Consider the following 13,759-nt stretch of genomic DNA (forward strand, 5'->3'; position numbering starts at 1 on the left):
TATAGTTAGTAATATTCATTTTTAATTTTAATCCAAGCTTTAATAATTAGTTGAATAAATCCTGAAAATAAATATGAAATCTTCGAAAAAGAGGAGGCAATAACCAAATCTTTTTCGGGGATTTTTTATTGACAAAAAGAGGATGTTATGTGATAATAACTTTAATGCTTTAAAGCGTAACGGTTTAAAGCGACGATAAAGGTATGTAACTAAAAGTGGAGGAACAAAATGTTAGTTAAAGTTTTATTATTGATTGTATTTTTTGCAGTCATGATTGGAATTGGTGTGTATACAAGAAAGCATGCCACAGATGTTAACGGGTTTGTATTGGGTTCAAGATCTGCAGGACCATGGATTACAGCATTTGCATATGGAACATCGTATTTTTCAGCAGTTGTTTTTGTAGGATATGCAGGACAGTTTGGTTGGAAATATGGTATTGCTTCTACATGGATTGGACTTGGTAATGCCATACTTGGTAGTTTGTTAGCATGGTTTGTATTAGGTAGAAGAACAAGAGTTATGACTCAGCATATAGATGCTAAGACAATGCCTGATTATTTTGGAAAAAGATATAACAGTGATGCACTTAAAATAGCAGCCAGTGTTATCACATTTGTATTCTTAATTCCATATACAGCATCTGTATATAATGGTCTTTCAAGATTATTTGGAATGGCATTTGACATAACATATAGTACAGTAGTTATTATCATGGCAGTACTTACAGGACTTTATGTAATTCTTGGCGGATATATGGCAACAGCAATCAATGACTTTATTCAGGGGATTGTAATGTTGTTTGGTATTTGTGCAGTTATTTATTCAGTATTAAACGGACAGGGTGGATTTTACAGCTCATTGTCAAAACTTGCAGCACAGGTGCCTGTAGAGGGAGACGTAATCAAAGTTGCAGGTGACGGAATATTTGCATCATTTTTTGGACCTGATCCATTAAATCTTTTAGGAGTAATTATTTTAACTTCATTAGGAACATGGGGACTTCCTCAGATGGTTGGTAAATTCTATGCGATTAAAAGTGAAAAATCAATCAAGACAGGTATGATAGTTTCAACTGCATTTGCAGTAGTTGTTTCAGGTGGATGTTATTTCTTAGGAGGATTTGGAAGATTATTCTCTGATAAAATTGATATTGCAACCGGTGGATATGATTCAATTATCCCTACAATGCTTTCAACACTTCCTGATATATTAATAGGTATTGTAATTGTGTTAGTATTATCAGCTTCAATGTCAACACTTTCCTCATTGGTACTTACATCAAGTTCAACAATTACAATTGACTTTTTGGGAACAACGGTATTAAAGAAAACGGCAGAAAAGAAACAGGTATTACTTATGAAAATTTTCGTAGTAGTATTTGTAGCAATTTCAGTAATTATCGCATTAAATAAAGATAGTATTCCTAATATTGCTCAGCTTATGGGTTACTCATGGGGAGCTTTAGCAGGAGCATTCCTTGCGCCATTTATGTATGGATTATATTGGAAGAAAGTTACAAAGGCTTCTGTATGGGCAAGTTTTATTTTCAGCATCATAGTTACTGTGACAAATATGATTTGGGGCTACATACAGTCACCAATTAATGCAGGTGCATTTACAATGCTTGTAAGTTTAATCCTTGTACCTGTTATAAGTTTAATAACACCTAAGATGAAAAAAGAAGAAACAGATAAATTATTTGAATGCTTTGAAGAAAAGGTAGAAGTTCCTGTAAAGGATGCTTTGGATTAATAAAAATATAAAAATAATTTTTGAGAATTCAGGTAAATTGAAAATATAGAAAGTCTTTAGTCATTGACTTACATAAAATCTCTGTTTATAATTTTATGGTGAGCGTAAGCTTAGATACATAAAATAGAATAAACTGTTCAACAACACAAGGGCAGAAGAAAATGGAGGAGTACAATAATGCAGGAATTTAAACCGGTAAAAGAAGGAAAAGTACGTGAGATTTACGATAATGGAGACAATATGATTATTGTTGCAACAGACAGAATCTCAGCATTTGATGACATCTTAAAGAACAAGATTACAGACAAGGGTGCGGTTTTAACACAGATGTCAAAATTTTGGTTTGATTATACAAAGGATGTTGTTCCTAACCATATGGTATCAACAGATGTTAAAGATATGCCGGAATTTTTCCAGAATGACAAATTTGCTGGCAGAAGTATGATGTGTAAGAAGTTAGAAATGCTTCCAATCGAATGTATCGTTCGTGGATACATTACAGGAAGTGGTTGGGCAAGTTACAAGGAAAATGGAACAGTTTGCGGAATAAAACTTCCTGAAGGTCTTGTAGAATCAGATAAGTTGCCTGAACCAATTTATACACCAAGTACAAAGGCAGAAATCGGACTCCATGATGAAAATATTTCATTTGAACAGAGTGTAGAAGTACTAGAAAAAGCATATCCTGGAAAAGGTGCAGAATATGCAGAAAAGATTAAAGATTGCACAATTGCTTTATATAAGAAATGTGCAGAATATGCTTTAAGCAAAGGAATCATTATTGCAGATACTAAATTTGAATTTGGTTTAGATGAAAATGGAAACGTAGTAATTGGTGATGAAATGTTAACACCTGACAGCTCACGTTTCTGGCCACTCGAAGGATATAAACCGGGACAGGGACAGCCTTCATTTGATAAGCAGTACGTAAGAGACTGGTTAAAAGCTAACCCTGACAATGATTTACTTCTTCCGGATGAAGTTGTTGAAAAGACAGTTGCTAAATATAAAGAAGCATATGAATTATTAACAGGTGAAAAATTTGCATAGTTTGATATGTATATAAACCTTTAAAATCCCCATAAAATTTGATTGTGCGATTTAAAAGCATAATTGAATTTTATGGGGATTTTTTTGCAAAAGTGATGAGTGATAAGAGATTATGTAAACCATTGTTAGAAAGCATATTAAATATAAAAATAAGAGACATAGAATATGTAGATTATGAAGAAACAATTCAGATGACAATAAAATCAAAAGGAATAAGATTAGATATATATGTTGAGGATGATAATAATACAGTGTTTAATCTTGAAATGCAGACAACAGCGTATAAAGAATTACCAAAAAGATCAAGATATTATCAGGGAGTTATAGATCTAAACATGATTGAAAAAGGTGAGCCATATGATATACTTAAAGAAAGTTATGTCATATTTATCTGCACATTTGATTTCTTTGGAAAGAACAAATGTATTTATGAGTTTGAAAACTTATGTATAGATGATTGTGGAATTAAACTTAATGATGGAACGCATAAGATATTTTTAAACACAAAAGGGGATAAAAAAGGCATAAATAAAGAACTGAAATCATTATTGGAATATTTTGATGGCAAAGAACCGGAAAGTGATTTGACAAAACAAATTGATGAAAAGGTAATTGCAGTCAGAAAAAATACGAGATGGAGGCGAGAGTATATGTCGTTACAGATGGAGATGAATCTGAAATATAGAGAGGGATTGAAGGCTGGAGAGGCAAAGGGTCAGGAGAATATAAACAAACTTAACACTATATTATTAGCAGAAAAAAGATATGACGATTTAGAAAAATCTGCTAAAGATATTGAATATCAGAACAAGTTAATGAAAGAGTATAAGATTATAGAGTAAAGGGCGAAACATTATATGTAAGAGTGATTAACCTGATATAATTATTATTCTAACAGACAAAGATTAAAAGAATATTATACAACGAAAAAATCCGGAATTAGAGGTGCGAATAAAGCAATCTAATTCCGGATTTTTTTTTGCAAATATGTAAGAAAAATGCAGGGGTCAGTTTGTGAAAAAAATAAAAAATTTATCTGGTATAGTATTAGTAAAGAAAGCAAAAATGGGGACTTAACAATGGTTGAGATTTAAATAAATGTAATATAAGTCAGGCAGAATTCATTTTGAATTCTGCCTTGTTGTGAATATAAATATGATATAATAAACATAGGAAAGGGGACATTAATGAACGTACAACGTATTTTAGATGAAAAGATAAAAAATTATACACAAAATAACGGACAGAAATTGATTGAACAGACATTGTGGAATAATTCAACAGTAGTTTATACAATAGAAGATAAGCAGAATATGGAAATGTCCCTTATCGCAATTTATTTAGAAAAAGAAAAAGCATATTTAAAAGATACAATAGAAAAAATATGCGAGGATAGTAAAAAAACAGAATATTTGGTAAAGTGCAACCAATGGACAACAGAAAAGCTTAATGAAGGACAGATAATAGTTATTGAAACAGAAAAGATTACAACATTGATTGAAATGGCTTTAGATGAAAATATTACTTTGGCTGACAATACGGAAGAGGAAAAGAAAATCTGGCTATGTAATCTCATGGAAAACGTAACTGAATGCGTAGAATATATAATAAAAAAATATCCCGGATTTAATATTTACATAAATAATGAAGAAATTTGTGTTAATGAAGTCGGACAGGGAAAAATATTACTGTTTGATTTAATAAATAATGAAATAAAAACAAATAATGAAGCATACGAAATTGTTACTATTTTTAAACAAGTAGCAAATGGTATGAACATAAAGTTCAGTATAAAAATCCAGGAACAGAAGATAGAAAATTTACGTAAGGAATGCCTTGAATATATTGAGAGACATAAGCGTAAAAATGAGAAAGATAAAAAAATATATAAAGAGAATATAAAAAAAGCAAATAATGGAAATAAAGAATCAGAATTTGTAATTGGTTATTTATATGAAAATGGACGTGGCGTACCTCAAAATATAAATGAAGCCGTAAAATGGTATAGAAAATCGGCAAAAAAGAAATATACAAAGGCGCTTAATAATCTTGCTTATCTTTATCAAAATGGGAACGGTGTAGAAAAAGACATAAGAAAAGCAGAAGAATTATTAAAAATGTCAGCAAAACAAGGTGATAACGTCGCGTGTTTAAATTTAGGGATTTTATATCAGACAAATAATGAAATAAATATGGAAAACGCAAAATTCTGGTATAAAAAAGCAATGAATAAAGGGAATGAAGTAGCTGAAAGAATGTACAAGAGAATTCGTGAAAAAGAGAATTTATAAATAAAATTTACAAAAAAGAAAGCGTGCAATTTTTCATGGACAGGAAAAAGGGAGAAAAAATGAAACATGTAAATACTACAGAAATGTATTTTAAAGTCATTAACTGTGAAGAGGCTGATGAATTAAAAGAAATAATTAATAAATACAGTCCGTACTACTCGAATTGGAGAGATTATGTAAATAATGTAATGCTAAGCAATGGACTATCTTACGAAAAATTAGGTAAAATATGTGGATTTAGCAAAAATACTATTAAATCATGGGCAAAAAGTAACAAAGTGCCAAAATCCAGAGAAAGTTTTATAAAATTTGGAATGGGATTAAGATATAATTTTCAGGAAATTAATTTTATTTTACAAAGATATGGGAAATATCCTAAACTGTATTCTAAATCATTAGAAGATGCAATCTGCATTTACGTCATATCTCATTATCCTAAGGACGAAAATGTAAATGCGTATGAAACTTATTTGAATATGAAGGAAAAATTCCTGGATGTATTAAAAACAAAAAATAAAAGAAGATATTTAAATGATTCAAAAAATAAAACAATAGATGTTGAGCAAATAATAATAAATATGTCAGATGATGAAGAACTTTTTGATTTCATTAGAAAAAATGAAGTAGAGTTTTTTAATAGTTACTATAAACTGATAGATTATATTGAATCATACGTTAAGGCTGAAAGCGTAGGAGGTTCTTACCATAGTCTTGTAAAAGATGAAAATTTGGACAAAGGATTTGAAAAGATGATTTCAAATTTAAAGAACTGGGGAGAGGTGCCAAACAGAAACAGGCTTATAGCACTTGGAATAAAATTGAATATGACAGGACCCGAAATAAATCAGCTTTTAAATTATGCAAATATGGAAAAACTATGTCCTAAAGATAAGATAGAGTGTATAATATTATATGTATTAGCAAATATTGATATTGCAAATCCATATTATCAGATAAATCACATGTCTATTGCGACACAATATACAGAAAATCCGGAAATGAAAAATAAATGCGAACGTCTTCTTATGGAATTGACAGGACTTAGAGAATCTGAGGAAATAAGAGAAGACGTAGAATTTTATATAAAAGATGCATTGGAATCCTTAGATATGGAAGATGAAGAAAATGGAATTTTGCAACTGTTTTTGGAAGGATAGGAAATGCTAAATATAACTAGAAGTTTAAAATATATAATAAAAAAATATAATAAGATACTATATCTTAATATATATATGTTAGTTATTATAGGTTCATTATTAATTAGCACCAAATGTAGTGCGGCGTTAAATGATATAGTGTATTTTGATTCTGATAATCAATTTTTAGAATATTTTAGTAAAAATATATATGATGAGCAAGATGATGAGTTGAATCCTGATTTAGGATATAGATATAATGTTAAGTATTATGGATATAAGAATACAACTAGGACAAGTGATAAATTTTCTTGCTGTAAAAATAAATATAATGAAAATGTTTTGATAAAAAATATAGTACTAAATTATTCAGATAGAAAGAGAGAAGCATATGCAATAATCGCATTTGAAACAAACATTATCAATTATAGGACTAATGATTGCAAAATATATATAAATGGAGAGTTAGAAGATAGTGTTAAACTGTATAATGTAAATAATAGAATGATTGGATATTTACGAATTGATATCTTTTCTAGATGTATTAATTATAAAGTGGAAGTTGCAACTGTTGGAAAAGATGGAGAAAAACTTAGAACTGCAGTGGAAGTGGAATTGTATTATCCTTTAGTTACAACAAAACAATTAATAAATAAAATAGAAAATACACAGGACAACAAAGGACTTAATATCGAGTGGAAAGATTTGGGAAAAGTGGAATCTTATTATGTATTTAGATCAAAACAAAAAGATGGAATATATGAATTGATAGGAAAAAAGAATTGGCCGCTTTTTACAGATAATGATGTCAAAAAAGGAAAGACATATTATTATCACATTTTTGCAAATTTTGTAAATGGTGAAGAATTACAGTCTGATGATGTGGAAGGGATGTTAAGACAGGTTGACAATGTTAAGACAAACAAAACAAAATTAAATAAACCTAAAATACGAATAAAAAAGAAGTCAAGAAACTGGCAGATATATTGGGGAATTATATCTGATAAAAGTACTTGTATAGAAATTTATATGAAAAACGGTCGCGGAAAATATAAAAATTTTCGAAAAATAAACATAACAACAAATTTAAAGAAGAGGAAAAATAAAAAAGGAGCAGTAGGAATAACAAGCTCAAGGAAATCTTTAGTAAAGGGAGTAAAATACCAATTTAAGGCAAGGACATTTTATTATAAAAAAAATGGCAAAAAAGTATCAAGTAAATGGTCGAATGTTATAAAATTAAAAGGCTGATAAAGTAACTACAGGAGGAAACAAAATGAACGAAGTTCATTTTCTATAAATGTTTCCGACGAATAGCCGCTGACCGAAGGGCGGGGGCAATACATATTATTCAGGAGATAAAGATGGACTCTATTATAGGCAGAACAATACTTGGATATAAGGTTATAGAGAGAATAGGTGCAGGCGGATTTGGTGATGTCTACAAAGTTGAAAGAAACAACATTATAGGTAATGTAACAAGAGCTTTGAAAGTCATCACTTTGCCAAGAGACAATGAATATATAGAAATATTAAATTCAATGGGTGGCGATAGGGAAAAAGCCGATACATATTTTCATAAAGAATTAGACAGGGTTGTAAATGAAATTCGTGTGTTTTCCATGATTTCTGAAAAAGACAACCACCATATTGTTTCGTACTATGAAAGCGATGTAGAAAAGGTTGGCGAATATAAATACAACATATACATTCTTATGGAATTTTTGACTCCAATTGACAAATGGATGCAAAATAACAACATAACAGTAGAAAATGCACTAGACATAGGAATCGGAGTAGCTGATGCTTTGGACATTTGCCATAAAAACGGAATAATTCACAGAGATATTAAATTAAGCAACATATTTGTATCTAAGGATGGAGTATTTAAAATAGGTGATTTCGGTGTATCTAAAAATATAAATAATGCAACTATGGCAAAGACAATCAAAGGAACACCAAATTATATAGCACCTGAGGTTTACATAGGAAAAAGCAAATATGATAGTTCAGTAGATAATTATTCTCTTGGAATTCTGCTTTATTATTTGTTTAACAAATTAAGATTTCCGTATTATCCTAATTTTCCCAATGAGTACACACAGGAAGACTCGGATAAGGCATTTTATAAGAGAATGAATTATGAAAAATTAGAGGCACCTGTTTGCGCACCATTATCTGTTGCAAATATAATAAAAAAAGCAATTTCAACACCTTCTGAAAGATATATTAAAGCAAAGGATATGTCTAAAGATTTGTCAGACGTCAAAACAAATCTGACAAAGGACGAGCTGAAAGTAAAGATAGGATTTGAACCTAAGGCAATTACAGATGAATGGATTGAAAATGACAAAGAACGAAAGCTTGTACAGGATTTAAATGGGGAAAGTCAGAGTGATGTAAGCTTTATAGAACAAGGGATAACTGTATTTGAAAAAAGAGATGAATCTAAAGTTAATAAAAATAAAAAATATGTAATTGTCGGCTTAGTTATGGTAGGAATAATTGTAGTTATAATATTTGCTAAAAATGTGATGAATGATAGGCATAGCAAAGAAAAACTACCATCACAAATTCAAACATCTGAGTTCGTAAATGAAAATAATACAAATATAAGTGAAGGCAAAGAGGACGTAAATGAAGATGGAAATGATGTCAATGCGGATGGGACCGGAGATGGCATAAATGCAGTTGAAAATGATAGCAATACGAATGTAAATCAGTCTGGTAGCATAATCGGAAAAGACAATAATTTGAATCAAAATAATTCAGATAATAATCAAATAGGTGAATCTGAAAATATTGAAACGACTAAAAAAGTAAAGAGAAAACAGCCGGAAACAACTAAACGGCAACAGGAGATAACAACAAAGAAACAACAACAGACAACAACTCAAAAACATTACAATTCAACCCCTAAGCCGACTCAAAAGCCTACTGAGAAAAAAGAAGATAACTTTGATTTTAAGAGTGTTGTGGAATGATGGCAATGTATATTTGTAGTTTTTATAGTAGTATCAACAGGTAATGTTACAGCAAAAATAAACCCGGTGGGATACAAGGATGAAAATGGAATAAAATACAACATGAATGTTATATTAAAATTACCTAATGGAAATAAAGAAATTATAGGTAAATATTTTGAAGCGTAAAATAGAAATGATTTGAAATACAAAAAAATAGAGTCCCGGTAATTAACCAATTAAAAAATCAGACAAAGAACTGACAATTAAGAGGTTGGCTTATTGCCGGGACTTTTGTTATGGAAAAAATATGTGGAAATCTTTGAAATATAAAGATTAATAAAAGGAAAAGGGTTGTCAGAGATTATATTACCATGTGACACTTAGAAGGGGTCAGTATGTGAAAAACATCCAAAAAATTAATGATATAATATACATAACAAATTAATTTATTTGCTAAAGCTGTATTTCAAACTACATTAAGCAACACATATTATGTATAACTATAAAAATAGACACAAATATGAATTTATATGTGCAGAATGTATAGCAAAGAGAACGATAAGTAAAAGGTAAGAAAATTATTAAATGTAAAAGAATGTGTGTATAAATCAAATATGAAGGAGGAAAAAATATGTCGTTACGAAAGAGTCAAGAAAATGAAGTTTTAGATAAAGAAATTCATTGTCCATATTGTGAAACAGACCATGCAGTGTTACTTACTAAAATAACAGCGAAAAAAATTTCAATACAATATCCGGCTTTTGGATTGAAATTTCTACTATCGTTATTATATCTGTCAGTAGTGCAGATTATGATATATGGATATAAACTTATTGAAGCGGTAAAAAAAATTGATAGTGTTACATATGCATTTTGTCCGAATTGTGGAAACAGTTATTCTATGGCACCGCCGGAAGCAATTCAAGAGGAAACAAAGGAACCACGATTCTGCAAAATAAAAGACGGAAAAGTCATTATGGGAATGTGTAAAGGAATTTCTGAGTATACAGGAATTTCATTATTATGGGTTCGTATTATGACAGTATTTTACGGGGTGACTGTAATTGGAGCAATTCTATATTTTCTAATTGGCGCTTGTGTTCCTTATAAGGAAGATATAGACAATGGAAACATAAATAATTATGAAAAATTTTACCGCATTCAAACAGGAGGAGATATTACAGGCTTGTGCAAAGGTTTTTCTGAATACACAGGAATTCCTGTTATGTGGGTTCGAATTTTTGCAGTAGCATCTATTATTACAGTTATAGCTCCTGTTTTATATTTTATTATTTCTGCTTTTGTTCCGGTTAAGGAAAAGATAGAAAAAGGTATTAAACGTAAGAAATTATATAAAACTCATAATAAGAAAATTGTATTAGGATTGTGTGCTGGTATATCAGAATACAGTGGAATACCAAGATGGCTTATACGAGTTATAAGTGTTCTACTCTTCCCATTATATTTCATCATTGGTGCAATTGTTCCAACGAAGGAGGAAGAGAATGTCGAATAAGAAATTGCCACCGGGATGGGAAAAACAAAATAGTAATGATAGACCAAATTGGGTGTACAAAGATAGTTTGAAGAAAAGTTGGAATAATAATGCAAGTAATTTGATGAGTAATCCAAATTATAAAGTGGATATATCAGAAGAAACAAAAAATATTGTGTCAGATAAAAGCAAGAAAAATAGCTTAGAAGAAAAATTCGCATCGAATAAAAGAAATCAAAATATCATAAAAGAAGAAAATAAAGTATTAGATGAAAATATGCTTTTAAAGGAACACGAAATCGTAGATGATAAAATAGAAAAAAATAAAACTTTTCAAGCACAAGATAATGTAGAGAATAAAGCCAAAAAAAATGAAACTATACCGGCACAAGATAATGTAGAGAATAAAGCAAAAAAAAATGAAATTGCATATGTAAATGATAGCACTCTTGAAAAAGAAGAAAAGATTGATTTTAAGAAAAGCAGAGATATTGTTAAAAAGGAGAAAAAAATTTTTGAGGTTGTTCTCATGATACTCCTTATTATTACAATAATTGCTTTAGCGGTGTTAGTATATTTATATTTCAACGATAAGAAATTAAAAATTAAATTGGTTGACAGTACAGTAGTAGAAACGTCAACTATTGAACCGACTACTATAACAGATGATATATTAGTAGAAACTACAACGGTGGAAGAAACTACGACAACAGAAGATGTTGTATCAACAAATAATGAAAATATGTCGACTGATGGAATTTTATTGACAACCGAGTATTATACAATAACGCTTCCATCTTGGTGGAAAGGTAAGTATGGATATGAAATTTATGAAACAGAAAATTATGGTTATTCTCTTACAGTATATCATAAACAGAGCAAAGAGGAATATTATAGTGGTGAATTTTTCACTATTTGCTTAATCACACACAATTCTGAAGAACCTATGAATTTAGTGTACTTGGGTGACTTGAGTGTACCAAATATTAATGACTTTTATATTTATGCACATTTTCCTACAGACGTACAATATTCGGAATCGGGAGCTAATGAATATATAGAAATGCAGGATGAAGTTAACAATATTCTTCTCACAATATCTCCAGGGAACGGGAACGCATATACATCTGCTGATTTTACTGAAACAGACGAGAGTTCAATGACAAATAGTGAAAATGAGATTATGGATGAAAATGAAAATAATTATATGAATGAAAATAAAAATATTCTTACGGATGGAATTTCATTGAAAACAGAATACTATACAATAACGCTTCCGTCTTGGTGGAAAGGTAAGTATGGGTATGAAATTTATGAAACAGAAGGACATGGTTATTCTCTTACGGTATATCATAAACAAAGTGGAGAAAATTATTATGGAGGTGAATTATTTTCCATTGACCTTGTTCTACATGATTCAAAAGTGTCTACGAATTCAATATATCTAGGTGATTTGAGTGTACCTCAAATTAATGATTTTTATATTTATGCATTGTTTCCTATAGATGCACAATATTCGGAATCGGAAGCTAATGAATATATGGAAATGCAGGATGAAGTTGACAATATACTTCTCACAATATCTTCGAGGAAAGGAAGTATGTATACATCTGTAGATTGAAATGATAGTAAAAATCAGATAACAGATTCTATTAGCGAATTAAAGGAGATAAAGAAAAATGAAGAGATTAAAGAAAATGTTATGTATGGTAATGGCATTAGTTATGATACTTACAGTAGTAAACGTATCGGATGTAAATGCAACAGCAAAGCCGAAAATAAATAAGAAGAAAGTAACAATAAGAGTTGGAAACACATATCAACTCAAAGTTAAAAACTATAAAGGAAAAGTAAAATGGTATTCTGATAGTGGTAAAATTGTTAGTATAAGTAAAAAAGGAAAAATAAAAGCAAAAAAAGTTGGCAAAGCAACTGTATATGCTCAAAGTAAAAATTTTTTATTATGGTGTGATGTAAAGATTAAAAAGAAAAAGTCGTCAATAACTAATACATATAATACAGTATCGAAGAAACAAGAAACTGAAACTGAACAGGAAACTGAACAGGAAACAACAGTAAGTGTAGAGCCGCAGCTAAACATCGAATTGCCTAGTGTACCGCAAAAGTGTTATATATATAGTCAGTACAGTATTGGAACTACAACTTATACGAAGATTAATTGGGATGGAACAATAACAAATGCTCGTATTGAAAAAACATATAGAGAATCTGATAATTGCTTTTTAGTTGAACTATATATTTCAGGAACAAAAATATCTGGATTTAATGATTCAATAAGTATTGGATGGAAACTATACGATGAGAATAAAAATGTAGTTGATAGTGGAAGTATTATTACGCCGGCAATAAGTGCAGGGGAGAGTTTTGTAGATTCAAGTACTTTTATTGGATCAGTTAAACCAGGAAATTATAAATTAGTATTACAAAGTAATAGAAAGTATAATTAAATATTAGTTTAAAAATGCCATAGGAAAAAATATCTATGGCATTTTCTAGTATAGAGCAAGATAATATTTATAAATGCAGGTTTTTCGGGATGAAAGAGGAGATTTTAATTGCATATTTGTTAAAAATTATTAGAAATAAAATTATGGATAATGTAAAAAAAACTAATTTATCCGTAATAAATAATTGACATATAGCTTCAAAATTAAAGTAAAATTAATTATGTAAACCAAATTACGGATTTTTGTTTATTTTTGATTATATTCCGTAAAAACTAATGCAAATTTCTTACTGATTTTTTTCGATTACGGATGATGGAAAATTTTTTCTCTAGCATCCGTAATTTTTCTGTTTAAATTTAATATTGTTTTGAGAGACAATTAAAAGTTACGGATATAAATGGAAAAAATTATATAATCTGTAAAATATATCACATAGAATATATGTGCTATATTTTGGACGCTGAATTTTACGGATAAATAAGAAATATGAAAATTTTATCCGTAACAGTGTATAAAAAAATGTTAAAGCCGGGCTACAAAACACATCTACAAATCTCCAACTCCAAATTTTCCCGCAGCATTACCAACAAAAAACTTG

The 13,759-nt window shown here is 29.7% G+C and carries 10 protein-coding genes; all 10 read left to right on the forward strand.

Going from position 1 to position 13,759, the window contains the following annotated elements:
- Nucleotides 1-228 precede the first annotated feature (228 nt).
- The 10 genes from N5B56_RS02845 to N5B56_RS02890 all read left to right on the forward strand — a co-directional run bounded on the left by N5B56_RS02845 (nt 229) and on the right by N5B56_RS02890 (nt 13,161).
- Nucleotides 229-1,755 (forward strand): sodium:solute symporter family protein, encoded by a 1,527-nt coding sequence (locus N5B56_RS02845; protein ID WP_117908450.1) that lies wholly within the window; start codon nt 229-231, stop codon nt 1,753-1,755.
- A gap of 177 nt (nt 1,756-1,932) precedes the next feature.
- Nucleotides 1,933-2,805, forward strand: coding sequence for a phosphoribosylaminoimidazolesuccinocarboxamide synthase (locus N5B56_RS02850; protein ID WP_117908453.1), 873 nt, complete (start codon nt 1,933-1,935; stop codon nt 2,803-2,805).
- Between the two features lie 95 nt (nt 2,806-2,900).
- Entirely contained in the window at nt 2,901-3,647 is a 747-nt protein-coding gene (locus tag N5B56_RS02855) for an Rpn family recombination-promoting nuclease/putative transposase (RefSeq protein ID WP_118564984.1), read from the forward strand.
- Between the two features lie 345 nt (nt 3,648-3,992).
- Nucleotides 3,993-5,096, forward strand: coding sequence for a tetratricopeptide repeat protein (locus N5B56_RS02860; RefSeq protein WP_260978347.1), 1,104 nt, complete (start codon nt 3,993-3,995; stop codon nt 5,094-5,096).
- Nucleotides 5,097-5,155: 59 nt separating this feature from the next.
- On the forward strand, nt 5,156-6,253 hold the full coding sequence (locus tag N5B56_RS02865; protein WP_147585404.1) for a hypothetical protein: 1,098 nt from the start codon (nt 5,156-5,158) through the stop codon (nt 6,251-6,253).
- Between the two features lie 3 nt (nt 6,254-6,256).
- Nucleotides 6,257-7,483 (forward strand): hypothetical protein, encoded by a 1,227-nt coding sequence (locus N5B56_RS02870; protein WP_147585405.1) that lies wholly within the window; start codon nt 6,257-6,259, stop codon nt 7,481-7,483.
- Nucleotides 7,484-7,596: 113 nt separating this feature from the next.
- On the forward strand, nt 7,597-9,216 hold the full coding sequence (locus N5B56_RS02875; RefSeq protein ID WP_260978348.1) for a serine/threonine-protein kinase: 1,620 nt from the start codon (nt 7,597-7,599) through the stop codon (nt 9,214-9,216).
- A 613-nt stretch (nt 9,217-9,829) separates the two neighbouring features.
- A complete protein-coding gene (locus N5B56_RS02880) occupies nt 9,830-10,714 on the forward strand; it encodes a PspC domain-containing protein (protein WP_260978349.1) in 885 nt (294 codons plus the stop codon).
- A complete protein-coding gene (locus N5B56_RS02885; RefSeq protein WP_260978350.1) occupies nt 10,704-12,314 on the forward strand; it encodes a hypothetical protein in 1,611 nt (536 codons plus the stop codon). The genes N5B56_RS02880 and N5B56_RS02885 overlap by 11 nt, the downstream gene beginning before the upstream one ends.
- A 58-nt stretch (nt 12,315-12,372) precedes the next feature.
- Nucleotides 12,373-13,161: an Ig-like domain-containing protein gene (locus N5B56_RS02890; RefSeq protein ID WP_260978351.1), complete on the forward strand. Its 789-nt coding sequence runs from the start codon at nt 12,373-12,375 to the stop codon at nt 13,159-13,161.
- Nucleotides 13,162-13,759 lie beyond the last annotated feature (598 nt).

It is taken from the genome of Eubacterium album (assembly GCF_025336545.1).
Lineage (GTDB): Bacteria > Bacillota > Clostridia > Lachnospirales > Lachnospiraceae > Eubacterium_U > Eubacterium_U album.